General features: G+C 66.8%; 21 protein-coding genes and 1 pseudogene. 14 read left to right on the plus strand and 8 right to left on the minus strand.

Annotated features, from left to right (window positions below):
* From C1876_RS18020 to C1876_RS13745, 5 genes and pseudogenes are all read left to right on the plus strand, one after another.
* Positions 1-143 (plus strand): annotated as a pseudogene (locus C1876_RS18020) (electron transfer flavoprotein subunit alpha/FixB family protein); the annotation flags it as partial.
* A 12-nt stretch (positions 144-155) separates the two neighbouring features.
* On the plus strand, positions 156-1,451 hold the full coding sequence (locus C1876_RS13730) for an FAD-dependent oxidoreductase (protein WP_114547292.1): 1,296 nt from the start codon (positions 156-158) through the stop codon (positions 1,449-1,451).
* On the plus strand, positions 1,448-1,744 hold the full coding sequence (locus tag C1876_RS13735) for a ferredoxin family protein (RefSeq protein WP_114547293.1): 297 nt from the start codon (positions 1,448-1,450) through the stop codon (positions 1,742-1,744). The genes C1876_RS13730 and C1876_RS13735 overlap by 4 nt, the downstream gene beginning before the upstream one ends.
* A gap of 176 nt (positions 1,745-1,920) precedes the next feature.
* Positions 1,921-2,409, plus strand: a complete 489-nt coding sequence (locus C1876_RS13740) for a DUF1269 domain-containing protein (RefSeq protein ID WP_114547294.1) — start codon at positions 1,921-1,923, stop codon at positions 2,407-2,409.
* A 242-nt stretch (positions 2,410-2,651) separates the two neighbouring features.
* On the plus strand, positions 2,652-4,358 hold the full coding sequence (locus tag C1876_RS13745; RefSeq protein WP_114547295.1) for an FAD-dependent oxidoreductase: 1,707 nt from the start codon (positions 2,652-2,654) through the stop codon (positions 4,356-4,358).
* Between the two features lie 18 nt (positions 4,359-4,376).
* Here C1876_RS13745 and C1876_RS13750 read toward each other — a convergent pair whose 3' ends face one another.
* Together C1876_RS13750 and C1876_RS13755 are read right to left on the minus strand one after the other, a co-directional pair.
* On the minus strand, positions 4,377-4,667 hold the full coding sequence (locus tag C1876_RS13750) for a hypothetical protein (RefSeq protein ID WP_114547296.1): 291 nt from the start codon (positions 4,665-4,667) through the stop codon (positions 4,377-4,379).
* 45 nt (positions 4,668-4,712) lie between these two features.
* On the minus strand, positions 4,713-5,288 hold the full coding sequence (locus C1876_RS13755) for a LysR family transcriptional regulator (RefSeq protein ID WP_114547297.1): 576 nt from the start codon (positions 5,286-5,288) through the stop codon (positions 4,713-4,715).
* 202 nt (positions 5,289-5,490) lie between these two features.
* Between C1876_RS13755 and C1876_RS13760 the strand changes: the two genes are divergently transcribed.
* The 4 genes from C1876_RS13760 (at position 5,491) to C1876_RS13775 (ending at position 8,558) form a co-directional block, all read left to right on the plus strand.
* A complete protein-coding gene (locus C1876_RS13760; protein WP_114547298.1) occupies positions 5,491-6,066 on the plus strand; it encodes a helix-turn-helix domain-containing protein in 576 nt (191 codons plus the stop codon).
* A gap of 11 nt (positions 6,067-6,077) precedes the next feature.
* A complete protein-coding gene (locus C1876_RS13765) occupies positions 6,078-7,823 on the plus strand; it encodes an AMP-binding protein (protein WP_244910159.1) in 1,746 nt (581 codons plus the stop codon).
* A 101-nt stretch (positions 7,824-7,924) separates the two neighbouring features.
* Positions 7,925-8,215 (plus strand): type II toxin-antitoxin system RelB/DinJ family antitoxin, encoded by a 291-nt coding sequence (locus C1876_RS13770; RefSeq protein WP_114547299.1) that lies wholly within the window; start codon positions 7,925-7,927, stop codon positions 8,213-8,215.
* Positions 8,199-8,558, plus strand: a complete 360-nt coding sequence (locus tag C1876_RS13775) for a PIN domain-containing protein (RefSeq protein WP_158544698.1) — start codon at positions 8,199-8,201, stop codon at positions 8,556-8,558. The genes C1876_RS13770 and C1876_RS13775 overlap by 17 nt, the downstream gene beginning before the upstream one ends.
* A gap of 16 nt (positions 8,559-8,574) precedes the next feature.
* On the opposite strand, the gene C1876_RS13780 is transcribed toward C1876_RS13775, so the two are convergent.
* The gene (locus tag C1876_RS13780) at positions 8,575-9,357 is read right to left on the minus strand and encodes an EFR1 family ferrodoxin (protein ID WP_114547301.1); all 783 of its coding nucleotides are present in this window, start codon (positions 9,355-9,357) and stop codon (positions 8,575-8,577) included.
* A gap of 110 nt (positions 9,358-9,467) precedes the next feature.
* Between C1876_RS13780 and C1876_RS13785 the strand changes: the two genes are divergently transcribed.
* From C1876_RS13785 to C1876_RS13795, 3 genes are all read left to right on the plus strand, one after another.
* On the plus strand, positions 9,468-10,001 hold the full coding sequence (locus C1876_RS13785) for a TetR/AcrR family transcriptional regulator (protein ID WP_114547302.1): 534 nt from the start codon (positions 9,468-9,470) through the stop codon (positions 9,999-10,001).
* Positions 10,002-10,088: 87 nt separating this feature from the next.
* Positions 10,089-15,356 carry a discoidin domain-containing protein gene (locus C1876_RS13790; protein ID WP_114547303.1) on the plus strand — a complete coding sequence of 1,756 codons (5,268 nt, stop codon included), beginning with the start codon at positions 10,089-10,091 and terminating at the stop codon, positions 15,354-15,356.
* Between the two features lie 56 nt (positions 15,357-15,412).
* A complete protein-coding gene (locus C1876_RS13795) occupies positions 15,413-16,249 on the plus strand; it encodes a hypothetical protein (RefSeq protein WP_114547304.1) in 837 nt (278 codons plus the stop codon).
* 3 nt (positions 16,250-16,252) lie between these two features.
* On the opposite strand, the gene C1876_RS13800 is transcribed toward C1876_RS13795, so the two are convergent.
* Complete coding sequence (locus C1876_RS13800) at positions 16,253-17,314, minus strand: hypothetical protein (protein ID WP_114547305.1); 1,062 nt, start codon at positions 17,312-17,314, stop codon at positions 16,253-16,255.
* A gap of 31 nt (positions 17,315-17,345) precedes the next feature.
* Here C1876_RS13800 and C1876_RS13805 point away from each other — a divergent pair, with 31 nt between their 5' ends.
* Positions 17,346-19,184 (plus strand): GHKL domain-containing protein, encoded by a 1,839-nt coding sequence (locus C1876_RS13805; protein WP_114547306.1) that lies wholly within the window; start codon positions 17,346-17,348, stop codon positions 19,182-19,184.
* Between the two features lie 70 nt (positions 19,185-19,254).
* Here C1876_RS13805 and C1876_RS13810 read toward each other — a convergent pair whose 3' ends face one another.
* The 4 genes from C1876_RS13810 to C1876_RS13825 form a co-directional block, all read right to left on the minus strand.
* A complete protein-coding gene (locus C1876_RS13810; RefSeq protein WP_148044542.1) occupies positions 19,255-19,812 on the minus strand; it encodes a hypothetical protein in 558 nt (185 codons plus the stop codon).
* Positions 19,813-19,947: 135 nt separating this feature from the next.
* Positions 19,948-20,838, minus strand: coding sequence for an NrfD/PsrC family molybdoenzyme membrane anchor subunit (gene nrfD, locus C1876_RS13815; protein ID WP_114547308.1), 891 nt, complete (start codon positions 20,836-20,838; stop codon positions 19,948-19,950).
* 5 nt (positions 20,839-20,843) lie between these two features.
* Positions 20,844-21,467 (minus strand): 4Fe-4S dicluster domain-containing protein, encoded by a 624-nt coding sequence (locus tag C1876_RS13820; protein ID WP_114547309.1) that lies wholly within the window; start codon positions 21,465-21,467, stop codon positions 20,844-20,846.
* Between the two features lie 11 nt (positions 21,468-21,478).
* A complete protein-coding gene (locus C1876_RS13825; protein WP_148044543.1) occupies positions 21,479-24,607 on the minus strand; it encodes a molybdopterin dinucleotide binding domain-containing protein in 3,129 nt (1,042 codons plus the stop codon).
* 235 nt (positions 24,608-24,842) lie between these two features.
* On the opposite strand from C1876_RS13825, the gene C1876_RS13830 reads away from it, so the two are divergent.
* Positions 24,843-26,477 carry a helix-turn-helix transcriptional regulator gene (locus C1876_RS13830; RefSeq protein WP_158544699.1) on the plus strand — a complete coding sequence of 545 codons (1,635 nt, stop codon included), beginning with the start codon at positions 24,843-24,845 and terminating at the stop codon, positions 26,475-26,477.
* Positions 26,478-26,501 lie beyond the last annotated feature (24 nt).

The raw sequence follows: 26,501 nt of genomic DNA on the forward strand, positions 1-26,501 counted from the left end.
TGCAGCACATGGTGGGCTGCAACCGTTCTGGCATGGTTTTTGCTATCAACAAGGACAAGAACGCCCCGGTGTTCAAGCAGTGCGACTACGGCCTGATCGGCGACGTCAAGGATGTCTTGCCGGCGCTCGTCGCGGCGCTGTAGGGGAGGGGACGCATGGCGGACTTCGATGCGATCGTCGTCGGCTCGGGCTGCGCGGGCTCCGTGGCCGCCTACGAGCTGGCGCGCGCCGGCAAGAGCGTGCTCGTCGTCGAGCGCGGCACCTTCGCCGGAGCCAAGAACATGACGGGCGGGCGCATCTACTCACACGCGCTCAAGGAGGTGTTTCCGAACTTCGAGCAGGAGGCCCCGCTCGAGCGCAAGATCACCCACGAGCGCATCTCAATGATCTCCGAGGATGCGAACTTCACCGTGGACTTCACATCCGAAGACATGAAGAAGGAGTCCCAGGACTCCTACGCGGTGCTGCGCGCTCCCTTCGACCAGTGGCTGGCCGAGAAGGCCGAGGACGCCGGCGCCGAGTACATCTGCGGCATCGCCGTGGAGAAGCTTCTGAAGGACGAAGCTGGCAAGGTCTGCGGCGTATGTGCAGGACAGGACGAGATCACGGCCGACGTCGTGCTGCTGTGCGACGGCGTGAACTCGCTTTTGACGGAACAGGCCGTGGGAGCGAAAAGGCCTCCCGCATCCGCCATTGCCGTCGGCATCAAGCAGACGATCGAGCTGCCTGCCTCCGTCATCACTGACCGTGTGCTTGCGAACTCCGACGATGAGGGTGCCGCCTGGCTTTTCAGCGGATACTCCACGCAGGGCACCTTTGGCGGTGGCTTCATGTACACGAACAAAGAATCCGTCTCGCTCGGCATCGTAGCGGGCATCGAGGCCACCATGAATCATGGCAAAGTGCCCGTGTACCAGATGCTCGAGGACTTGAAAGCGCATCCGGCCGTCGCTCCCTTGATCAGAGGAGGTAAGGTCGTGGAGCATTCGGGCCACATGGTGCCGGAAGGCGGCCTGAACATCATGCCGGAGCTCGTTGGCGACGGTGTGCTGCTTGCCGGGGAAAGCGCCATGATGTGCGTGAACCTCGGCTACCAGGTGCGCGGCATGGACTACGCCGTGGCGGCTGGGCAGATGGCGGGCCGGTCCGCAGCTAAGGCGCTCGATACCGGCGACACTACGAAAGCGGGCCTTCAGGGTTATGTCGCAGCACTCGAGAACAGTTTCGTCCTTAAAGACCTGAGGCGGTTCCAGAAGGTGCCGGCATTCATGGAAGGCTTCTCCCGCATGTTCGATGGCTATCCGGAGATGGTGCGCGACATGATGAACGCGATGTTCGTGGTCGACGGCAGCCCCGTTCAGCCTATGAAGAAAAGCATGATGCCTATCGTAAAGCAGATTGGCGTGTTAAACCTGCTTAAAGATGCGAGAGGAGCGATGAAGGCCCTATGAACGAGACGAAGATCACGGTCAGCGTCGACGAGTTCCTGGCGCTCGACAAGTACGAGGTGGACGAGGAGAACGCCCACATCGAGCTGGTGGAGGACCCCGACGACGAGGAGTTCCTCAAGCTCGTGCGCGTGTGCCCGGCGGCCCTGTACAAGATCGACGAGGACGGAAAGAAGTCCTTCGACTACGCGGGCTGCCTCGAGTGCGGCACCTGCCGCATCGCCTGCGAGGGCACCATCGTCAAGAAGTGGGAGAACCCCCAGCCCACCATGGGCGTGGAGTACCGCTTCGGCTAAGCCGCAACCCCCTGAAGCGCCCCGGCACCCCGGGGCGCTTTTGCGTGCGCGACTGCTCGACAACCGGGGGCTTACGCGACGGTGTCGGGCGGGAGCCAGATGCGGGCTGCTCTCCCCGGTGCTCCTGAGGGAGGCTAAGGTGGGTTCTTGACGAAACCATCCGAAAGGAGCACTGCATGAGTACGCTCGTTGTGCTCGGGTATCCGAGCGAAGAGGAAGCGACATCCGCTTACCAGAAGATTCTGGACCTCGACAAGAACCTGATCGTGAGCCTGCAATCCATCGCCGTCGTGGCGAAGCGCGCCGACGGCAAGTACGACGTCGTCACGCCTGGCTCGAGAGTGGGCAGCTCGACCGTGTGGGGCCTGTTCTGGGGCGTCCTGTTCGGCCTGCTGTTCTTCATCCCGGTCATCGGCGCGGCGCTCGGCGCCGGCATCGGCGCGCTGACGGGCGTCATCGTCAAGCACGGCGTTGACAAGGACTTCCAGGATCGCGTGCGCGACCTGCTCAACGGCAAGGACGACGCGGCCGTGTTCATGGTCATCGACGAGATGACCACCGACAAGTTCGTCGACGCCATCCGTCCCTTCGGCGGCGACGTGCTGCAGACCTCGCTGTCCATCAAGGACGAGGACGAGCTCAAGCACGAGCTGTTCAAGGGCTAACAACCCGCCCGCAAGGCACCGCCCCTGCGAAGGCCACCGAGGCCACCCCTGCGAAGGCCACCGAGGCCACCCCTGCGAAGCCGCCGAGAGGCGGCTTCGCTTTTCCGCGCCCGAGGTATCGCCGATCCTTATACCCCTATCGCGTTCGGGCATGCGGGGCTGGGAACTTCCGATTTCCGGTATCGTTCGCGCGCGTCCTATACTCGTGACCCGTAGGCAGTTCGATCGAAGGAGGGGTTGGTATGAACAGGGGAGACGAAACGATGGGGACGGGCAGCGCTCTGCCGCTGAGCAGGCGCGACGCGTTGAAGGGCGCCGCCGTCATGGGTCTGGGTCTGCTGGGGGCCTCCGCGCTTTCCGGCTGCGCGCCGAGCGCGGGCGGCGGAGACGCCGCCGTCGGCTCGACCGAGGCGGCCGTGCAGTGGGACAAGGAGGTGCAGGTGCTCGTGGCGGGTTCGGGCACGGCCGTGCATGCGGCCATCGCGTGCGCCGAGCGCGGGGCCAAATCGGTGCTCGTCGTGGAGAAGGACCCGGCCATGTTCGGCGGCACGTCCGCCACGTCCGGCGGCGGCTATGCGCTCGCGCTGCTCGACTTCAACGCCGACGAGGGCATCGACGACTCGCGGGAGAAGGTGCTCGAGTACATGAAGCAGGTGGGCGACGGTCGCATGGACGAGAACGTGCAGGAGGCCTTCGTCGACAACGCGAACGAGTTCTGCGAGTTCGTGCTGGCCACGCACGGCTGGTCGAAGTGGGGCCACACGAGCAAGGCCTTCGGCGATTACTACGAGCTGTACGCGGGATCGCTCGACGACGCGTACGGCCGCGGCAGCTGGTACCCCTTCGACGCGACGGGCGCGCCGCTCATGGCGCCTGCGCAGTGGGAAGCCTACCGCGCCTACGTCGACGCCCATGACAACGTCGAGCTTGCGATGGGCACGGCGGTCGAGTCGCTCGTCACCGACGAGGCCGGCGCCGTGGTGGGCGCGAAGCTGTCCGACGGCACGGCCGTCAAGGCGAACGCCGTCATCTTGGGAACGGGCGGCTTCGAGCACAACGAGGACATGCGCCGCTTCTACCTGCCGTTTCCGTACTACCGCTCCAACGGCAGCGCGAACAACACGGGCGATGCGCAGCGCATGGGCGCCCGCATCGGCGCGCAGCTGGCCTACATGGACACGACGTTCGGCAACCCCTACTTCGACACGCATAAGGAGTGGGAGCCCGGCGCTTTCCGCTACGACAAGGCGGGCAGCGACGCCTTCGCCCCGCGCGGCTTCCCGCACAGCGTCATGGTGAACCGCAAGGGCCGGCGCTTCTGCGACGAGTCCACCATGTACGACACCATGAACCGCGCGTTCGGCACCTATGACACGGGCACGCTCGAGTACGTGAACATTCCGGGCTATTGGATCTGCGACGCGACGCACACCGAGACGTTCCTGCTGCCGGGCTACAAGACGCCCGCCGAGCTGCCCGAGTTCGTGTTCAAGTTCGATACGCTCGACGAGCTGGCCGACGGCATGGGCATCGACAAGGCGTCCCTCGCCGAGGAGCTGGCCGCGTTCAACGAGCACGCTGCGCAGGGAGAGGACCCCGTATGGCACCGCGGCGAGAAGGCCGTGAGCGCGAACACGCTCGCCATGATGGCCCCGCTCATGTCGCTGCCCGACGCAACACCGCCCACGAGCGTGCTGGGAACCGTTGACACGCCGCCGTACTACTGCTGCCGCTACGTGCCCGGCATGATGGGCGGCACGCGGGGCGGCCTGCACATCGACGAGCACGCGCAGGTGCTCGATGTGGACGGGAAGGCCGTGCCGGGGCTGTACGCCACGGGAAACTGCTCGTCGGGCGTGGCGGGCTACTGGGCCGGCGGCGCCACGCTCGGCCAGGGCAGCGTGATGGGCTACGTGGCCGCGAAGCACATCATGGACGCCGCACAGTAGGCGAAGGGGAACGCGCCGCTACGCCGAGCGCAGGCGCTCCAAGAACGCGTCGATGAAGCGGCGCACGGGGCCGTCTTCATGCTTGTCCTCCGTTCGGCACACGAGCGCGATGGGCAGCGTGAGGGCGGCCCCGTCTATCCGGTCGAACAGCACCACGTCGTCGCGCTGAGCGAGCAGCGCCTGGGATGCCTTGTCGCCGCAGATGTAGAGCGAAGTCCCCAGGTCGACGAACGACAGGTTGCTGATGCTGTTGAGCGCGTTCATGCGGAACCCCAGCTTGATATCGTCGCCCAGCAGCTGCTGCACCATCTTGCTCCATCGGTCGAAGTGAAAGCCGCTGTTGATGATGACCGTTTAGCCGTCGAGGTCGCGGCGGGCGAGGCGCTTCCTCGACGCGAGCGGGTGGTCGGCCATGAGGGCGATGAAGCAGGTGTCCTCGCCGATGCGCTCGTAGGAGATGCCGATCTCGTCGCCCTCGGCGCGCAGCGCTTCCACGGCCGAGTAATCGGACTCGACCGCGAGGTCGATGAGGTCCTGCTGCAACGCGTCGATGGCCGTGGTGTTCAGGCCGAGGTCCACGAAGGAGTAGGGCAGCGCCTCGTATTCGGGAAGGGCGCCGCGGTAGGGCGACGTCGGGGGCAGGGCCGCCACCTTCACCGACGGCGACAGCCGCGCGGCGCGTGCGCTTTTCGCGAGCGCCTCGTCGTACAGCTCGATGATGCGCTGCGCGTAGTCGAGCAGCACGGTGCCGGCCGGCGTGAGCGCGATGCGGTTGCGCGAACGGTCGAGCACCGGGTAGCCCAGTTCCTTCTCAAGCGCGCTCATGCGGCCGCTCAGCGACGGTTGCGACAGATACAGCTCCTGCGCCGCTCGCGTGATGTTCAGATGCTTCGCCACCATCACGAACTCGCGCATCGTTTCGAGTTTCATACGCCCTCCTTATCCCCTGGTCATCAATTATATACGCTCGCGTCCGCGCGCGTGGGTGCAACGCGGGATTGAGGGTGGATCGGCGTCGGGGCGGCGGCCGTGCGGAATGGTGCCGCTGGCGCGAATTCCGAACGAAACGCTTGCAAACCGGAGATAATGATGCGTATGGCATTTTCGGCAACGAGCACGAGGAGCTGGCATCATGACGCAGGAAAACAAGCTGGGGAACAAGATCGTCACGCTCCGCACGGCCCACCATCTATCGAGCCAAGATCTGGCGGATCGCTGCGGATGCGACGTTTCGGTCATCGAGGGGCTCGAGGCCGGCGAGCTACCGCCCTCGCTCGCGCCGCTCATCAAGATCACGCGCGCCCTCGGCGTGCGCCTCGGCACGCTCATGGACGACGACGAGAACCTGGGGCCCGCCTACATCGACCAGGAGCAGATGCAGGAAGTGGCCAAGGTCAAAACGCTCGAAACCACCTCGGGCGGCGACCTGAGCTACTTCAGCCTGGCCGCGGGCCGTCCCTCGCGCCACATGGACCCGTTCGTCATCACGGTCGACCCGACGGGCGAGACCGACCACGAGCTGGTCAGCCACGAGGGCGAGGAATGGCTCTACGGCATGGAAGGCTGCATCGAGATCGAGTACGGCAAGGACCTCTACGTCCTCCATCCCGGCGAGAGCATCTACTACGATTCCATCGTGCCGCATCAAGTGCGCGCCCACGACGGCCAGACCGCGAAGTTCTTGGCCGTGGTGTACACGCCTATTTAGGGGGAGCTGCCATGACTTGTCGTCATCCTGAGCGAAGCGCGCAGCGCGAAGTCGAAGGATCCCGTGCGGCGTCAGCCGCCTCGGCCGGCCCCGTCCCGGGCTCGCCCGACTACCCGCTCCACTCCGAGAAGACCATCGGGCGCTACTTCCGCGATCAGGTGGCCATCGATCCCGATCACGAGTTCGTCGTGTATCCCGACCGCGCGCTGCGCTGGACGTACCGCGACTTCGACGAGCGCACCGACAACCTGGCGCGCGGCCTGCTGGCCATCGGCATGCGCCCCGGCGACCACCTGGGCGTGTGGGCGCGCAACATCCCCGACTGGCTCACGTTCATGTACGCCACGGCCAAGATCGGCGTGGTCATGGTCACGGTGAACCCCGTGTACAAGAGCCATGAGCTGGACTACGTACTCAAGCAGTCGGACATGAAGGCACTCTGCGTCATCGACGCCTACCGCGACGTGGACTACCTGCAGATCATCCGCGACCTCGTGCCCGAGACGCTCACCCAGCAGCGCGGCCATCTGGAAACCGAGAACTACCCGTTCCTCAAGCACATCATCTACATGGGGCCGGAGAAGCATCGCGGCTGCTACAGCGTGCCCGAGCTCATCCTGCTCGGCAGCCACATGCCCGAAGACGCGCTCGCGGAAGCGGAGACGCACTTCGACAACAACAGCGTGGTCATGATGCAGTACACGTCCGGCACGACGGGCTTCCCGAAGGGCGTCATGCTCACGCACCGCAACATCCTCAACAACGGCTTCTACATCGGCGAGGGTCAGAAGCTGGGACCCGACGACCGCGTCACGCTGCCGGTGCCGTTCTTCCACTGCTTCGGCTGCGTGCTGGGCGTCATGGCGAACCTCACGCACCGCTCCACCATGATCATCGTGGAGGATTTCGACGCGGGCCTCGTGCTGCAGGCCATCCACAAGGAGCGCGCCACCAGCGTCTACGGCGTGCCCACCATGTTCATCGCCGAGCTCAACCACCCCGATTTCGCCACGTTCGACCTGTCCAGCCTGCGCACGGGCATCATGGCCGGAAGCCCCTGCCCGCCGGCGGCCATGCGCGAGGTCATGGACAAGATGTTCATGAAGGAGATCACCATCTGCTACGGCCTCACCGAGACGAGCCCCGTGTTCACGCAGACGAGTGCCGACGACGACATCGAGCACAAGTGCGAGACGGTGGGGCGCAAGCACCCGCCCGTGGACGTGCGCGTCATCGACCCGTCCGACGGGCATATCTGCGGAGTGGGGGAGCCCGGCGAGCTGTGCTGCAAGGGCTACAACGTGATGAAGGGCTACTACAAGATGCCCGAGGAGACGGCGAAGGCCATCGACGCCGACGGCTACCTGCATTCGGGCGACCTCGGCACGGTGGACGAGGACGGCTACTACCGCGTGACCGGGCGCATCAAGGACATGATCATCCGCGGCGGCGAGAACGTGTACCCGCTTGAGGTGGAGAACTTCCTGCTGAGCATGCCCGGCGTGCTCGACGCGCAGGTGGTGGGCATCCCCGACGAGAAGCTCGGCGAGCTCGTGGGCGCGTTCATCCGCACGCGGCCCGGCCACGAGGACATGACCGAAGCCGACGTGCGCGCCTACGCCATCCCGCGCATCGCGCGCTACAAGGTGCCCAAGCGCGTGTTCTTCGTGGACGACTTCCCCATGACGCCGTCCATGAAGATCCAGAAGTTCAAGCTGCGCGAGATGGCCGAAGAGCTGGTCAAAGCCGGGAAGTAGGGCGCTGCAGACGTTTTCGCATGCTTGGCTGCCGTGGCTTTCGCGGTTCTGGGAATTGTAGTACAATGTACTACAATTCCCGGTGCAAAGGAGGATCGGCCGTGGCGAAAGAAGCGGTTTTGCAGGTGCGCATGGAGCACGCGCTGAAGGATCGCGCGGAGGAGCTGTACCGTGCACACGGGACGACGCTTTCGGAAGCGGTTCGCCTGTTCGTTCGGGAAAGCGTCGAGCGCAACGCGTTTCCGTTGCCGACCCGTCGTGCGCCGTCAACGGTGCCCGACGGGCTGCACGCGGCGGGAATTCTCGCGCATAGAACCGATCCGGCCCTGCGTGCGCAGGAATCGAATGCGTGGAAAAAGGCTGCGGAGGCGAAGCATGCTGAGCGCGCTTGACGCCAATGCGGCGCTGCGTTATCTGCTTTGGGGTGTCGAAGATCAGGCGGAACAGGTACGCGAAGCCGTTCTCGAGGGGGCGTCGATCGACGTCGTCGTGCTTGCGGAAGTGGTGTACGTGCTAGCGGGAGTGTATCGGTTCTCCCGCACCGAGATCGATATGGCGCTGGAGAACCTGATCGACGACGTGTCGATGTTCGACGAGCATATCGTCCGCAGCGCTTTGCGGATGTATGCCATGAGCAGGCTTGATTTCGTCGATTGCTGGCTGATAGCGCGCAACGTTCTGACAGGCGAACACGTGCTGACGTTCGACAAGGCGATGCTGAAGCTGCTACGATGAGCAGCTCATGCAGGCTTCATCGGCTGCGCCCTCCGTCCGTCCGGCACCGGGCGTCGTCCATGATGTAGTGGCGATGGAGGCCCTGCGAGGCCTGCTTGTACTCGATCGCCTCGGCGGGGCAGCCGGAGATGCAGGCCATGCAGTGGGTGCACGTCCCGTTCCACGTGGGCTTCCCGTCCACGAGGCGCACGTTGTTCAGCGGGCAGCGCGCCGCGCACATGCCGCACGACGTGCACCGCTCCGACACGGCGAAGCCCTTGTCGCTCACGCAGAACGCGTAGAACAGAGGATTCAGCGGCCCGCTGTGCAGCTTGTCGTCGAGCGTCGCCGGTTGCTCGGACAGCTGCTCGCGCGCCCGTATGCGCGCGGCGATGCGGTCGATGCGCGGCAGGGCGGCGTCGATGAGGGGCTGGCATTCCTCCGCGGGGGAGGTGGGTCCCATGGCCAGGTAGTTCTTCGTCATCACCACGTCGGCCGCGCCGCGAAAGACGAGTCCCGTGCGCTCGCACAGCCGCTTGACGTACGCGCCGGCGTTGCGCGAGCAGCCGCCGCACGTGAACACGAAGTAGGCGTCGCGGCCACCCTCGAACGTGCTCCCCTCGATCCACCGCTCCACCACCGGCGGCAGGCGCCAGGCGTAGACGGGCGCCACGAACACCCACGGCTCCGCGGCGGAGAACGAGCCGGTTTCGCCGGCTTTGAGGTAGCGGTTGATGGAGACGGCCTCGTCTCCCAGCTGCTCGGCTATGCGATGGGCGGCCAGCTGGCTGTTGCCCGTGCCGCTGAAGTAGAAAATCATGCATCTCTCGCTTTGCTCGTATCCGGATGATCCAATGTGAGACATAATGTATCATGTTGGAGCGGGCGCCGGAACCCGGCAACGTGAGACAAAAGGGAGCGAACTGTATCATGGACAAGCGCAAAGAGGCGAACCAGCAGGTGAAGGACCGCCTGCTCGACGCGTTGCTGGAATTCGCGGGCGAGAAGGACTTCTCGCAGCTCAAGGTGACCGAGCTCGTCGAGCGCTCGGGCGTGGCGCGCGCGTCGTTCTACCGCAACTTCGATTCCGTGGAGGACATCGTCGACTACGGCATCAAGCGCATGGCCCGGCTCTACCACGAGGGCATGCCCGCCGCCTGCGGCGACGCGCACAGCCGCGAGGCCATGCGCCACAAGTTCCGCTTCTACCGCGACCACGCCGCCATCGTGCTCGCGTTCCATCGCGCGCACCTGTCCACCACGCTGCTCGACGTCATCACCGATTGCGAGATCAGCGAGGGCGGTGACATGCCGGCAAGCTCCATCGCGCGCTTCGAGCTGTACTACTATGCGGGCGCGTTCTACAACATGCTCGTCTGCTGGCTTGAGGGCGGCATGCGCGAAACCCCCGAGGCCCTGGCCGACGAGTTCCTGCGCATCGCGCGGGGAGAAACGAGAACATGAGGGAGTTTCCCCTCTGCTGCATACCCTTGTTTTATGCTATAGTTTCACTCACAAATAAGGGGTACCTTCATAGGAGCGAACACGAACATGAATCACAGCACTCGTCTTCTTTCGACGGCGCTCGCCGTCGTCCTGGCATCCTCGCTGTTCGGCATTCCGGCATTCGCTGCGGAAGCCGACGATGCGGGCGCGCCGACCGAACCGCGAACCGAGCCGATGGACGAACCTGCAGCGGTCGTCCCGGCAGTCGAAGACTCGTCCGAATCGCCGGAAGCGCCTGAGGCGCCGGAAGCGCATGCGCCGCTTGCCGACGCCGATGATGCGGCTATGCGGCAGGACGCCGCGGCTCCTGCGGCTGCGGGAGCGGTGCGCGTGACGCTGACCGAGGGCCGGCCCGACGCCGTCGGCTCCTCCTACGACGTGTCCCTTGCGGGCCCCGACGGCTTCGCCGCGCGCGATGCGCTCTCCCTGTCCGCCGAGCACGCAACCGGCACCGTCCGGTTCGACGGTCTGGCCGACGGCACCTACGTGCTGACGGTCTCGACGCCCGGCGTTGCCGCGTACGCGCAGCAGCTCGACGTGCACGGCGATGCGAGCACCCTCGAACTGGTCACGGGCGATGCAGCCGTCGATACATCCCTCGCGCATCCGGGCGTGCTCGTGTCGGGCGATGCGACCGCCGACGGCGTGGTGAACGACGACGACGCGCAGGCCATCATCGACGCGCTCGAGCTCGGGCTGTCCGGCTCCGACGCGCCGGCCTGCGACATCGATGGCGACGGTGCCATCTCGCTCGCCGACCTGCAAACGGCGGTCGCGAACTTCGGCGCGACGCAGGTCGATGCCACGGTGGCGCGCACGGTTTCCGCTGCGGCCGTCAAGGCCACGGTGGAGGGCGGCACGGTGGAGGGCGACCTTGCGGCCCTCGTGGGCGGCGGCTCGGCGGTGACGCTCGAGGCCGCGGACACGATTTCGGACGCCAAACCCGTGGAAGTGGGCTTCGACCTCGCAGCATCCTCCGCCGAGGCTCCGGTCATCGGCGGCCTCACCATCCAGTCGCCGCAGGGCGATAGCGCCATCGCCGCGGGCGCGGTGACGGTCGAGCTCGTCGACGGCGACCCGCTCGTCATCCCGCTCGGCACGTCCGACGCGGCTCCGGCAAGCTTCTTCCGCGCGGCTTCGACGTCTCCCACGGCCGTCGTCGACGCCGACGGCACCATCGTGATCGACCTGCAGGGCCAGGTGGCGGTGAAGAAGGTCACGCTGCGCATCACGAAGACGGCGGGCAACACGAGCCTCGCCGAGATATCCCAGGTGGAGTTCCTGGGCGACATGGCAAGCCGCATCCCCGAGCCGGAGATGAACGTGCCGCAGAACCTTGCCGCCACGCCGGGCAGCAAGACGTTCGACGTGTCGTGGGACGTCGCGCGCAACGTGACGGGCTACGAGCTTTCCATCAGCGCGAACGGCGTCGAGGAAATCACGCGCACCACGGCCACCAAGCTCACCGTGTCGTCCTTCAAGGGTAAGAAGATCGAGAACGGCACCGTGTTCACCGTGAAGGTGCAGTCCACGAACGGCGCATGGCGCAGCGGCTGGTCCGACCCCGTGGAAGCGCGTCCGAAGGCCGACAAGGTTCCCGACGCGCCCGAGGGCGTCACGGTGAAGGGCCTCTACCGCGGCCTTGCCGTCAGCTGGAAGAACATGAAGGACACCGATTCCTACAACCTGTTCTACCGTGCGAAGGGCGACGAGGGTGCTGCGTATGCGAAAGTGGAGGGCATCTCCGCGACGTCGTACGAGGTGAGCGGCCTTCAGGACGATACCGACTACCAGGTGTACCTAACCGGCGTGAACGAGCTGGGCGAAGGCGGTCCGTCGCTCGTGGCCGTGGGGCGCACCGTGAACGTGAAGCCGGCGCAGCTGCCGGGCTATCAGCTGGTCAACACGAAGAACGCCGACGGGGCCTACCTCGACCACATCGTGGCGGCATCCTACGGCCGTGGTTCCATGACGGACAGCCCGCTCGACGCGGCAAGCGGCATCGCGAAGAGCGCGCTCGGCCTGTTCGACGGCAGCTACGGCTCGTATTTGCAGGTGAACGACTGGGACGAAGGCGGGGCCTATCCCGGGCCGGGCAAGGGCGTTACCGTGGAGTTCGACGAGCCGCAGACGTTCGGCATGATCACGTTCGCCGAGGTGCAGAACGGTGCCGCCTTCGGCCATTCGAACGTCACGTATCGCGACGAGAGCGGCGCGTGGAAAACGGTGGCTTCGTCCGTGCAAATGCGCACGGGCGAGAACGGGCGCACGTACGCGCTCGTGAAGCTTGCCGCGCCCATCACCGCGTCCACGGTGAAGCTGGGCGTCGGCCGCGCGTACTGGGCGCCCACCGTCGTCATCGCCGAGATGCGCTTCCACGCCTACGACAGCATCGAAGACGACATCATGGCGCTGTACGCCGACGACCTGCACCTCGAGCTGCGCGACACCGTGGACGCCGCAATCGTCGACGCGCTGCAGCGGCGTCTCGACACCCCCGACGCGGCAAGCGGGGAGTACCACCCGCTACGCGCCGCGCTTCAGCGCGAGCTCGACAACGCGCGCGGCCTGTTGGAGGCGACGGGCCTCGACGACACGGTGCGCGTGCATAACGGCATGTCCGCCGCGCGCGACGATCGCAACCTCGGCATCGGCGGCCTGAACGCCTGGCAGCCGCTTGGCGCGGTGGCCGGTGCGGGCGACCAGATCGTCGTCTACGTGGGCGCGCCCGGCAAGACGACAGGTTCGAGCGCGCCGCTGCGTTTGGTGGTGTCCCAGCAGCACCCCGAATCGAGCGCGGTGGCCAAGGTGGCAACCTCCCTCAAGGTGGGCCGCAACGAGATCACCATCCCGTCGCTCACCTCGTCCGACGTCGAGCATGGCGGCCAGCTGTACGTGGAGTACACCGGCTCGAACGACGCCGACGCATGGGGCGTGCGCGTGAGCGGCGCCCAAGCTGTGCCGTCGCTCGACCTGTACCAGGTGACCGATCCCGCCGAGCGCCTTGCGCGCACGACGGCTTACGTGGAGGCGCTCGAGTCCTTCGTGCCCGAGCTGAACGCGTCGCACGAGACGCTGCACGCGCAGGGCGACAATCGGGCGCTTGCGTACGCCTACGACGAGAGGAACTGCATCGGCAACGCCACCGACGTCATGCTCGACCAGATGCTGTACTCGGCGCCTGCCCAGCAGCTGCTTGCGGCCGCGGGGTCGGGTTCCACCGCCGAGCGCGCGACGAAGCTGTTGGCCGCCCTCGACGGCATGGATCAGATGATGGAGCTGTTCTACCAGCACAAGGGCCTGACGAGCACCTTCGACGAGGGCACCGACGCCGCCGTGGTGAAGGCGAACACGCTGCCGTCGCGCCACCTCAACATCCGCTACACGAGGATGTTCGCCGGCGCGTTCATGTACGCCGCAGGCAACCATATCGGCATCGAGTGGGGTTCGGTGCCCGGTTTGGGCAACGCGACGCCCGTCGTGGTGGACGAGAACGGCGCGCGCGTGTCGGGCGGCTACTTCGGTTGGGGCATCGCCCACGAGATCGGCCACAACATCAACCAGTCCCAGTACGCCTACGCCGAGGTGACGAACAACTACTTCGCGCAGTTGACCCGCACCGACGAGACGAGCGCATCGGCGCGCTTCTCCTACGACGACGTGTACGATCGCGTGACCTCGGGCGAGATGGGCCGCACGCGCAGCGTGTTCGTGCAGTTGGCCATGTACTGGCAGCTGCGCCTTGCCTACGACGCGGGCGGCGCCTATGAGCTGTACGGCACCTACCAGGAAGCGTTCGCGAACCGCTTCTTCGCCCGCGTGGACAGCTACGCCCGCGCGCCGCAGACGGCGCCCGCGCCCGGCGGCACGGCGCTCACGCTGGGAGGCGGGGAGAGCCAGACCGTCATGCGCCTGGCCAGCGCGGCGGCCGAGCGCGACCTGACGGACTTCTTCGCACGGTGGGGCATGGTGCCCGATGAGACCACGGCCGCCTATCTCAAGCAGTTCAGCCCCGAGACGCGGGCGCTGTGCTACGCCAACGACGATGCGCGCGCCTATGCGCGCACCCATGCCGACAGCGGCGCGGTGGCGGGCAAAGACGTGGTGCGCGCGAGCGCCGCGGCGCAGGGCAGCCAGGTGACGCTCACGTTGGGGGCTGACGTTTCGACGGGCGACTCCGTGCTGGGCTACGAGGTCACGCGCGTGACCGTGGCCGACGGCCAGCCTCAGCGCGAGGTGGTGGGCTTCTCCACGAGCGGCACGTACGTGGACAACGCTTCCGCCCTTGGCAACCGCACGGTGAGCTACGACGTGGTTGCCGTCGACAAGTTCCTCAACCGCTCCGCCGTGCGCACGGTGAGCCCGCTGAAGCTCGACGGCGACGGGATGCAGGACAAAGACGGCTGGACGGTGAGCACGAACATGGTCTCGCCGCAGGATACGGTACCGGACGCCACGGAGGACGACCCCGACGCTCCCGCGCCCCAGTCGGCCGCGGCGCGCATCGTCGACGGCGACGCGGCCACCGCGTTCACCGGCACAGCGGACGCAGGCGACCCGTACATCACCATCGACCTGGGCACGCCCACCGAGGTGACCGCCGTGCGCTACGTGCTGGCGGACGCGAGCGAGGGCGCGGCGTTCGGGGCCTACCGCATCGAGACGAGCCTCGACGGCGCGACGTTCACCCCGATCAAAGAGGGAGAGCTCGCACTGTCCGACGGCGCGGCCACCCTGTACTTCGACAACGGCAAAGACCCATGGATCTGCACCTACGATGCGCGCTACCTGCGCATCACGGCGCCGGGCCAGGCGGGTCGGTCCCTCTCGATCGGCGAGATCGACGTGTTCGGCCCCTCGGGCGACGACGTCAGCTTGCTGGCGGACGGCGTCGGCCTGCTCAAGAGCGATTTCACCTTCCAGCAGGGCGAGGGCCAGGATCGTCAGTTCGTGCCGCAGGGCTCGCTCGTGTTCACGGGCGCGTACAAGGGCAATCCGGCATACAACGTGGTGGTGCTCTACGATGCCGAAGGCAACGTCGTGGGCGGTGTGGACGATGACGGCGCCATCGTGGCCCGTCAGGTGATCTTCGCCCCCGATCCGGGCGACGCGATGCTCGGCGAAACGTCCGAAGGCACGTGGCTGTACTGGATCGAACCCGCGGAGCTTGCGAAGATGGAACTGCCTTCCAGCGTGCGCGCCGAGCTCTATCGCGTGGACAACGCGCTGACGAACGAGGGGCAGCGCCTGGTGAGCGACTCGCTGCTCATCTCGCTGCCCGATGCGCTGCCCGAGATAGAGCTGCACCGATGAGCGCCCGCATCCGCGTAGGACGAACGATACGAGCCGAGAGGGAAACGGTTTTTGCCATGAGCATGACGATGAAGAAGGTTTTGGCCGCAACGATGGGCGCGCTCGCGCTGTGCCTGGCGCTCGCGCCGGGCGTCGCCTGGGGTGCGACGGACCCCGACGTGGTGTTGACGCCGGTTGACGGGGTGAGCGACGTGGCCGTGGCCATCGAGTTGCCCGAAGGCGCGCGCGACGACGTGCGCACCCTGCGCCTCACGCTCGAGGTGACCGCCGACGATCTGGATGCGGTGAACGTGGGCTTCGCGTTCGGCGACGGGGCGGGCGCGTCCGCCGTCAAGGAGGCGCGGTATCGCGTGCAGGATGATGGCACGGGCCGACTCAACCTGTATCTCGCCGGCAACGACAACCTGTTCGAGAGCGACGTGCTCGCGCTCGGCCGCGTCACCGCGGTGCCGGCCGACGGTTCCGACGGTGCGGTGCGGGTCACCGTGGCCGTGGCCGCCGACGGCTTGTCGGTGGTGAACGCCGCGCATACGGCTTCCGCGCTTGCGGCGACCTCGTCCGACCCGGTGACGGTGGAGGTGGGGAAGGGCTCGACGCCGAACCCGCCGACGCCTCCCGACGGCTCGGACGACGGCAACGATGACGGCAACGGCTTGGGCAATGGCGACGGCGACGGCAATGGCAATGGGTCCGGTGCGGGCGGCGGTACCGGGGACGGTGCCGTTAAGGATCTCGGCACGAACACGAGTCCCGGGGCGCCCTTCGGCATGGATCGCTCGCTCGTCTCCACCGGCGACGTTCTCGTGCCGGTCGTGGGCGTGCTCGCCGCTCTCGTTGCGGCCGCTGCGATCGTCCTTGCGGTGGTTGTCGTACGACGCCGGTCCCGTCGCTAAGCGCTAGCGCCTTGCGCGGCGCGCGAGCGCGATGACGAGGCCGAGGCCCACCACCGCGCATGCGGTGACGCCCGCCGCCCAGAGGAAGCCGGGAACCTGCTCCTCGGCCACGGTCGGCTGCGCCGACGACGCGTCCGCGGACGCGTCGTCGTGCGCGACGCCGTCGTGCGCGGCCGCAGCCGACGCCGACGCCGACGCCTGCGTGCCTTCCTCGCCCTCCGCCCCGTCCGCGGCCTTGCCGTCGGTCGCTCCGTCTGCGGCCTCGTTGCCGTTCGACGAGCCCGATCCCCCGCCCGCTTCGGAGCCCTCGATCGCGTAGGCGACGTCGGGCGCGGAGGGCAGGGGGCGCACCGTGCCCTCGGGGTCGATGCGCTCGCTCTCGCCCTGTCCGACGCCGCCGCGGTTGCCGTCGTTGTCGCCGGCATCGACCTCGGGCGGGTTCACGACGTTCGGGGGCTCGGGATTCGGCTCGTCGGGGTCGGGCGAAGGGCTGGGAAGCCATTCCTCTTCGTATTTGAAAAGCGCCGGCTCGAACGCGGTGGTCGTCAGGACGCCGTCCTCGAGCGTCACCGCGGTTGCGCGCAGGTAGAAGTCGCGATAGTCGACGGTGGGCGAGGAGTAGCTCACCGTGCAGTACAGGATGGTCTGATCCTCGTAGTTGTCGTCGTAGACGGGCCGGATGCTGTCGATGTCGAACGCGTACTCCTGCCAATCCTCGACCCATTCGAACGTGCCCCAGCGTTCCCACTCGCCGGGCTCGTCCGCGTATGCGCGGTCGACGTAGAGAACCTGCAAGGCAGGATGCCCGGATTCCCCGTCGCGGTGGTACGGGTCGACCGGCAGCGAGGGCAGGAACAGCAGCGCGCTCATGCCGCGGTCGGGAATGATGCGAACGATCTGCCCGAACGGCTTGTCCACGTGGTCGATGGCGTCTTCGCCTCCCATGCTTCCGCCGCCGACGAACGCGAACGCTGCGCCGCCCGGCAGGGCAAGCGCGGCTGCAAGGGCGAATCCGAGCGAGCATGCGAGCGTGCGACGGGCGTGTTTTCTGGTACGATGCAACACGGAGGCTCCTTGTCGTCGCGGAAGGCGGTTCATGTCGGTTCGTGCTCTGTATCGCGCCGTTGCGCCCGCGGTGGCCATCTTCCTGGTGGCGGGGTGCGTGTTCGCGCTCGCGTACTACCATGATAGCAAATACCTTGCCGGCCCGCCCTACGGCGCGCACGGCTCGCTCGCGCTCGTCGACGCCGATTTCGACCACCCCATCCCGCTCGTGGACGGATGGCGGCTCTCCGTGGAGGGCGGCGACGAGATCGACACGTTCATCGGCCAATACTCCGATTTCTCCTACGCGCCGGGCGATGCGCGCGCCTTCGGCAGCGCCACGTACCGGCTCGCGCTGCACTACGACGGCGCCGAGGCCGAGCGGGCCGTGGTCCTGCTCATCCCCGAGGTGTTCACCGACTACACCCTGTACGTGAACGGTCGCGCCGTGTCGGCGCAAGGCGACGGCGCCGAAGTGGCGTTCACGGTGGGCGCCGACACCCAGCTCGTGTTCGAGGTGGAGAACCGCACGCACTACTACGGCGGGCTCGTGTACCCGCCCGTGCTCGGCTCGGCCGAGGCCATCGCCGACGTGGACCTCGCCAACACGTTCGCCACGAGCGTGCTCGTGCTCGTGCCCGCGGCGGCGGCCCTGTTCGCGCTCGCCGTGCGCCGGCGCGGCGACGGCGATGCGCTCGTGCGCGATTTCGGCGTGCTGTGCGCCGCGCTCGCGGTGGCGGGCTTCCACGCGTTCGCATGGCGGCTCGGCTGGACGGGGCCGTGGTGGTACGCGGTGGAGGACGCCGCGTGGGCCCTCGTGCTCGTGTGCGCCCTCGCGCTCGCCGCGCGGGCGGCGGGCGCACTTCGCCAGCGCGCGCTGCGCATGGCCCTGCGCGCGCTCGTGATCGTGCCCGTCGTGCTGTTCGTCTGGGTGGCGCTCGTCATCCCCGCGGCTCCCGCCACCATCCAGGCGTACGGGGCCTTCCAGAGCGTCTTCCGCGTGGCGTGCTGGTCGCTGTTCGTCGCGTGCGCGGCCCTCGGCCTGATCAACCGCAGCGCCGAGGCGCGCTTCGTGCTGTACGGCTGCGCGGTGCTCGGGGCGTCGCTCATCGCGAACCTCTTGGACAACAACGTGTACGAGCCGTTGTACGGCCTGTGGCAGAACGAGTACGCGGCGCTGTTCCTCGTGGCCGTCTTCGGCTGGATGCTCGTCGAGCGCGTGCGCCGGCTGCGCGCGGCGAGCGAGCAGGTGCGCGACCTCGAGGTGCAGGTGCGCGCGGCCGAGACGAGCCTCACGCACGTGCGCCGCGGCGAGGAGGCCACGCGCGCCGCGCGCCACGACCTGCGCCATCACGTGGGCGCGCTGCGCCAGATGGCCGATGCGGGGGAGTGGGACCGCTGCCGCGCCTACCTCGACGAGCTGAGCGAGCAGCAGCAGGCCGAGGCGCCGCTGCGCTACGCCGACAACCTCGAGGTGAACGCCGTCATGGCGGCCTACCTGTCGCCGGCGCAGGCGGCGGGCGTCCGCGTGTCGTGGGACGTGCAGGTGCCCGCCGCGCTCAACATCAAGAGCACCGAGCTCGTCGTGCTCCTGTCGAACCTCCTGTCGAACGCCGTGGAGGCCTGCGAGCGCGCCCGCGCCGCAACCGGCGATGCGCCCGCGCTGACGTTGTCCATGCACGAGCGCGCCGGCCGCCTGGCCATCCGCTGCGAGAACACCGTGGCCCCCGACGCCGCGTTCGGCGCCACCACCAAACCCGACGCCGAGCACCACGGCCTCGGCCTGCCCACGATGCGCCAGGTGGCGGAGCGCCACCACGGCGCGCTCTACGCCGACATCGAGGAAAACCGCGCCATCGTGCGCATCGTGCTCATGCTCGATTCCCTCTGAGGGGGCGCCCGTGGGAACCGAGAGCAACCGGGGGCGTTCCTCGTCGGAGCCGTCGTGGCGGCACCGTCGCTCACGTCCGGCAGCCCGCATGCGCCGCGATCGTTGTCTCGCGGTCGGCGGCGAGGATCTGCGCGGCAAGGCGCACGAGGCGTGCGTAGAAGTCGTCGTCCTGGCCCTCCATGATGGAAGCGGCCTTTTCAACCCAGGCGGTATGGCGGTCGAGCAGGACGGCGGCGAATCTCTCGTATGCGCACGAACCCGTGGCGAACCGCATCCTCAGGAAGGCGAGGAAGGCGAGCTCCGCGGCGAGCGAGTCGCTCGAAAGGCGTTGAACCGCCGAATCGAAACCCTCAAGGGCGCGGAAATCGAATCCCGTTTGCCCGCAGAGCGCCTCCACGTGCCTGCTCGCCTCCGTGGCCGTGGGGCCGAAAGAGCGTTTTCCGCCGATGATGCGGCACCCTTCGATGCGGCTTTCTGACAGCGGGACGAAAACCGGGCTGATCGGTATGAAAAAGCGATCGTAGAAACGCTGTTCGAGCTGAGCGGAGGCACCGATGCCCTCGAAGGCATCGGTGCCGAACAAGCGCGCGACCTGGCGCACGTCCCCGACGATGGAGGCGCTCGGCACGTTGATGAGCGCTTCGCATAGGACCTCGTAGACGGTGCTCAGCCCGAGGGCTGTTTCTGCGGACGTCCCTCGGGGGGCGTAGACGGCTTTGCTGATAGGCAAGGTGCTCCTCCTTTCGTGAACGATGACATCCGCTCAGGCTGCTGCGCCGACGGCGACCGCCGCCATGACCACGAGGTAGCGGAGCGTGAATCCTCCTATGAGAACGCCTACTTCGCCCGCCAGCGCCAACGGCCGGCGTTTCGCCGCCGAGCCGTCCTCGGGCGCCGCTGCAACGCGATGCGAACCAAGCTCGATGCCCAAGGGCAGCACGAGCCCCACGACCACCAGGCATATCCAGAACGCGGGGGCGTACGAGCCGGACAAAAGCGCCTCGACCGAAGCCGATCCCGCCACGGCGGCCGATCCTTCCGCATGCGCCGTGACGATGAGCAGCACCGCGATGAGCACGGCCTCCAGCACCGGCAGGACGATACCCGCTTTGGAGGCAAGCGGGTATGCCCTCGTCTCCTCGGGGGCGACGAGGCCCGTTGCCAGCAGCACGGCGGCGAAGCCGGTGGAGGCCGCCGAAACGACGAACAGGGCGGGCAAGACGGCCATGTTCCAGAGGGGGAATGCGATATCGGCGTCTCCGAGCAGCACGCCTGTGTACGCCGCGACGCACAGGGCCAGCACCATGCCGACGACGTCGAGCGCCTTCGGCGTGCTCTTCTTCGCAAGCAAGAGGATGAGGCTCGCGCTGCTTACGATAATGAACAGGGACAATATGATGACGCCCCAAGCCATGACCGAAGAGAGGTTCGAGACGAGGTGCAGGAATCGCAGCGGGGCATGCAACCCCGCCCTCGCATCCACCACCAGCAGCAGCGTGCCCACGATCACCGCAACGGGCGCGATGAGGTACGCGGCTTTCTTCAGGTGGGGCTTCGACGTCTTCGACCATGAGCTCAGCGCGCCGAGCACGAACGCCCCGGCTCCGAGTCCCGCCAGGAACAAATAGCATGCGATCAGTTCATCCCAAACCATCGTTATCACCCCTCGTAGCGTTTGTAAACGTTGCCGCCGCGATGGATGGCGGACAAAACGGGCATCTTCTCAAGGTCGGAGAGACCGACGTAGCCGAGCGCGGGATCCAAGCCGAGATCGGGGTAGAGCGTCTCGTGTCCTTCCCGGGCTATGCTCTTCGCGATATCGCTTTCGGGGTCGTTCATATCTCCGAACAGGCGGGCCTTGGTGACGCAGGTTCCGACGCAAGCCGGCATGAGTCCCTTCTCCACGCGATGGTGGCAGAACGTGCATTTCTCCACCTCGCCGGTATCGAGCTGGTAGCGTACCTGGTAGGGGCAGGCCGCCATGCAGTACTTGCAGCCGATGCACGTGTCGGGGTCCACCATCACCACTCCGTCGTCCAGCTTGTGGCTCGCGCCGGTTGGACAGACCTTCACGCAGGGCGCATCGCTGCAGTGGTTGCACTGCTTGGGCACGTTCGCGCGCCGGATGCGCCCGGCGGATTCCACGTCGAAGCTCTCGATCCAGGTGTTGAAACGCTCGCGCGGGGTGCCGTTCTCCAGCTTGCAGGCGACCGTGCAGGCGTTGCAGCCGATGCACAGGGACAGGTCGACGAGCATGCCGTAGCGGGTTCTCGGTTCTTCCATAGCAGGCCTCCTCACATCTTCTCGATCTTGTACATGCCGCCGTTGCGGCCGGGCGAGGACCACTCCAGGTCCGCGACGGGGAAGGAGGCTTCTTTGACCACGATGTCGTCCATCACCTCGACGGCCACGCCGCTTCCGCAACGCGGGTTCCCCGGCCGCTTTCCCACGCCCTCTATCTCGACGTCTTGGGCGCCGTAGGCCCGGTGCCCGTAGCCGAAGGCCAGCGCGAACGTGCCGCGCGCAACGCCGGCGCGCACCATGGCCTCGCCGGTCATGGGCGTTCCCGTGGGGGCGCTGATCCGTATGCGGTCGCCGTCCTCGATGCCGAGGGAGCGGGCGTCCTCGAGGTTGATCTCCAGGAAGTTGTGATCGCATATATCCTGCATGATGGGGCTGTTCGCCAGCATCGACACCGAACGGAAGCGCGGCTTGTAGTTCGTCAGCTTGAAGGGGTACTCCTCTTCCGGGTAATGGTTGGAGTAGGGCGTGCCGTCGACGAACGTCTGCGGGGTGGTTCTCACCACGGGGGAAGCATGCGCTCCCGTGTAGAAGTTGGTGGAGAGGTAGCGCGGCTCGCTGTAGACGTAGGATTGCATCTCCATCGTCGAGACGCTTCGCCCGTCCTCGCCGCGCATCGCCTCGAGCGGCAGGTATCGGCCGCCGCGCGAGAGGACTTTGAGGACTTTGGGCCACTCCTCGGCGGTGACGGCCTTCTTCCATTCCTCGGGCAGCTCGTCGAGGCGCTGCATCTTGATTTCGGCTTCGTCGATATCGGCAACGGGTTCCTGGTCGTAGGCGATGTTGGCCACCGCCTTCAAGAAGTAGTCGGGCGCGTCGTTGAACGGGAGGGCCGTGCCGTCGGCGGACACGATGGCGCCCTCGCCGAAGCCCGGCATGCCGCACGCCTTCGCCACGTCCACCACGAACGCCTCGTAGCTGGCATAGCGGCCGTCGTCGAGCCTTAAGCTCTCGGGCGTTTTCACGCGCCAGCGCACGGTGGTGCCGAAACCGCTCCAAATGCCGGGATCGCCGGTGCATCCGAAGCTCTCGAACGGGTTCGTGTCGGGGACGATGTAGTCTGCCAGGTGCGCATGTTCTCCAACCACCACGTCGCAGGCTATGTGCAGGGGCACGATGTCGGGGTCTTTCAATCGGTCGCGCAGCTCGTCGCGAAAGGCGCCCGGCGTTGCCTGGAGGGTGTTCGCCATCCAAGAGACGAGGATCTTCGCCTGGTAGGGATAGGCGTGCAGGATGGAGATGAGCGCCTGGTTGTCGGACCTGTTCGAGGCCTGGAACCAGGGAAGTTTCGGCTGCGGGTCCTTCTCCCCGGCAGCCACGCGGTTCGCGTACTCGTCGGTGGCGTCGAAGGCCTTCCCGGTGCGGCAGATGGGGGTGGCGTTCTCGGCGGTGACGTCGGGCAGCCCTTCGACGGTTCCCAGGAGGTAGCGCTCGCCGTCGTAGTCGGCGGTGAAGGAACCGCCGATGGCGTTGCAGCCTCCGATCATCTGGTGAGACCCCACCAGGGCGTTGATCATGCGCATGCCGAAGGCGGTGTCCACTCCGTTGGACATGACGGTGGAGCCGTTGCCGTACATGGCGACTTTGGTGCCGTGCGAGGTGAACTCGCGCGCCATGCGCTCAATCTCGCTCGCCGGCACAGAGGTGATCTGCTCGTACTCGTCCATCGTGTGCTCGAAGGCGCTGTCTTCCAGGAACAGCAGCGACGAGCGCACCTTGACGCCGTTCACGGTGCCCTCGAAATCCGTCTTTGCCGAAGGGCAGAGCGTGTTGACCGTCGGCTCGCCGGTTGCCGCGTCGACGACGGCGTAGTATTCGGGAGCGGGCAGCCCCTCTTCCGTAGCTGCTGCGGCGGCGTCGGCGGCGCCCGGCGGGTCCTCGAGCCCCGCATCGCCCGCGCGCAGGAGCGTCCCGTAGCCCGGGTGGTCCTCGTCGTCTATGACGAGGAAGCCCGCATTGGTGTAGCAGCCGAAGCCCTTCGCGTAAGCCGCATCCCAGTTGGGAATCGAAAGGTAGTCGGGATCGAGCGCATCGTTTTCGAACATCCAGCGAATCATGCCGAGGATGACCGACGAGGTGCTGGCGGTTTTGAGGGGGACCCAGTTGATGCCGTCCATGGTGGGGGTGATGCATCCGTTCAAAAGAGCGGGGTCGAGAACGTCCACCGAGCACGCGCCGCGCTTGAGGCGCTCGGCAACCCGCTTGCCGATGCCCTGGAAGTTGAACCCGTTTCCGCCGGGGAAGTACCCTGAGAAGATGACGTACTCGCAGTCGTCGAGGTCGGGGGCGGTCCAGCCCATGAAGCTCTCGCACAGCGAACTCGCTGCAGCGGTGCCGCCGCAAGAAGAGCTGTGGTAGTAGAAGTTGAGGGTGCCGAAGCAGTTCGTGAAGCGGCTCGATATGTTCGTGCGTCCGTCGCTGCGCCCTCCGAGCGCAACGAGCTGGTTGGAGACGGGCCCGAGGCTCGGCTCGCGGGGGTTCAGGGGCGTTTCCGTGTCATGCAGCGCCTTGAAGCCTTCGATCTCGCGATCTTCCCCGATGTCGGCGAACAGCCTCCCGCCCTCGGTCACTTCTTCGATGAGGGCATCCCAGCCGATGGGCTTCCATTTCCCCTCCCCCCGAGCGCCGGCCCGTTTGAGCGGCGTGGTTATGCGATCCGGCTGCGTGTAGCCGTCCAACGAGGCGTTGCCGCGACCGCACACGGACCCGCGGAGCATATTGCCCTTGCCGTTGGCGAAGCTCAGCGAGCGGTATTCCTCTTCAAGGGGAGCGTCGAAATCGAGGTAGGGATAGGCGCAGCTCGGATGGTAGGGGTTCCCTCCTGTCGTCAAAATGCGGCTGCCGTCCTTCGTAAGCCTCACGCGGTTTCCGCACGAACTGTAGCACCCGAGGCACGCGCTGTTGCGCACGATCACCTCGTCGTTCACCTCCACCTCCCCGGTTTTCGGGTCGACCGTCGCCTCGACGGGCAGGGTGTGCGCCCCGTCGGGCGCCGCGGGACTTGCATCGTCGGCGAGCGCTGCGGCCTGCTGGCCGGGCAGCCCCACGCCCACCACCGAAAGCGCGCTCGCACATCCGGCGGCTGCGAGAAAGCTGCGCCTGCTGATGTTCTCTGGTGCCATGAATCCTCCTTTTGACCTTGCCTTGGTGCACCTTCGGGCACAGTGTGATGGCGCGCGGTGCCTGACGCATCGCCACAACGCGGGGAGGATCGTCGGGTGCCTCGGCATCGTGCCTGATCGCATCTACCTACGATGTGGGTATTTTTCCGAGCGGTCGCGAACGCCCCTGCCGGCTTCCCCGCCCGACGGGTGCGGTGTGGTATCCTGCGACCCGATAGGGAGGTGGCCGGATCGAATGCCGTATCTGAAGAACATGCTTCGCTGCTGGGAAGAGGACGGGTGCTTGTCGACGGCCGGTTCCCGCCTCAAGACGACTCGACAGAAGGCCAAGCTCCTCGGCTTCACCTTCTTCATGGCGTGGTGCTACCACACCCTGTTCCTCTCTGCCTTTGGAATAGCGCGCGAGCCTCTTTGGTGCGCGGCCTGGGTATGGGCTTGCCTCGAAGGGCCTCTCGCGGTTGCGGGCATCGCCTCTGCGCTGCTGCTGGGCCGCTTCCCCCGACTCGGGGGCGCTCCTGCGGGCGTGGCGGCCGGCTTGTGCGCAACCGTCGGTTCGGCGCTCGTGGGGGTGGGCCATCTCTTCGGCGAAGGGCTCTCTGCGTTCACCGCCATCGGCGAGGCGTTGTGCGGCGTGGCCATCGCCGTCATGACGGCGACGTGGGGAGCTTGGATCAGCGCCCGCGAGGAAGACGAGTCCGAAGCGACGATGGTGGTCTCGTTCGGGTTGGCGTCGGTCGTGTGCGTTGCGCTCCTTTGCACGGGCGGCTACCTGCGGGTCGTCCTGAACATCCTGCTCGCGCTTGCGGCCGCCGTTTTGACCTTCGCCGACTTCGGACGGCCGCGCGCCGCAGACGATGCGCTCGCCGACGCGACGCCCCCGGTCTGCGCCGAACGGGGGAGGGCTGTCGTCGGCGACCGCAGGCCGCTCGCGAACGTGGCCTCGGTGTTCGCGCTGTACGGGCTTCTGTGGTTTTTGTTCTCGTACTTCCGGATCCTCGCCGCGCCCAGCATGACGGGCGGCGACGAGCTGTTCCCGCCTTTCGCCCTCGCCTTCGTGTTCGCCGGCGCCGGGCTGGGGCTGTGCATCGTGTTGAGCGGGCACGTCAATTTCACCCTTATCTACCGATGGGCGTTGCCGCTCGTGGTGCTGAGCTGCGGCGTCCTGTACGTCGTCGACGCCGAATTCGGGCGTTCCCTGGCCTACTTGGTGAACTTCGTCGCGATGTTCGGCGCCCAAGCCTGCTGCTGGATCGCCGGCGCCAAGTACGTCCATCGCGTGAAGGCGAGCCCCTCCGCGTTCTTCGGCGGCCTCGTGGCGGCCGAGGGGGTTGGCGTCACCGTCGGCGTGGCGGCGGGCCTGTCGGTGGTCGGCCAGGCGGGGTATGGCCAGACGGCGGGCGTATCGCTATTGCTTGTCGGCGCGGTGCTGCTTGCGACGATGCTCGTGGGGTTCAAGCCTTGCTGGATACTCCCGGCTTCGAGGATGCATGTGGGCGACAAGGCAAGCGCCGCGGCGAAAACGCAGGAGCGGCCCGCCTGCCCGGCTCGGGGGCGATCGGCTTCCGACGCGGGGGCGGCGTCGACGGGCGGGGGAGCGTTCTACGACCTTCTGGGAAGGGAGGCGCGGTTTGTCCGCGACGAGTACGGTCTCACGAAGCGCGAGACGGAGGTGGCGTTCCTGCTGCTCGAGGGGCGCAATCGTCCCTACATCCGCGACGAGCTCATCATCTCGCTGCATACGGTTCACGCCCATGCGCGCAGCATCTTCGCGAAATGCGGCGTGCATTCGCAGCAGGAGCTCATCGACCTCGTGCGCCCGCGCGCTATCGACGACGTTCTGGAGGGGCTCGAGGAGCCGCGGCTTGCATAGCGCCGCGACGCTTCCGTGCTCGGA

Origin of the sequence: Eggerthella sinensis (assembly GCF_003339815.1) — a bacterium.
In the GTDB taxonomy this organism is placed as follows: domain Bacteria; phylum Actinomycetota; class Coriobacteriia; order Coriobacteriales; family Eggerthellaceae; genus Eggerthella; species Eggerthella sinensis.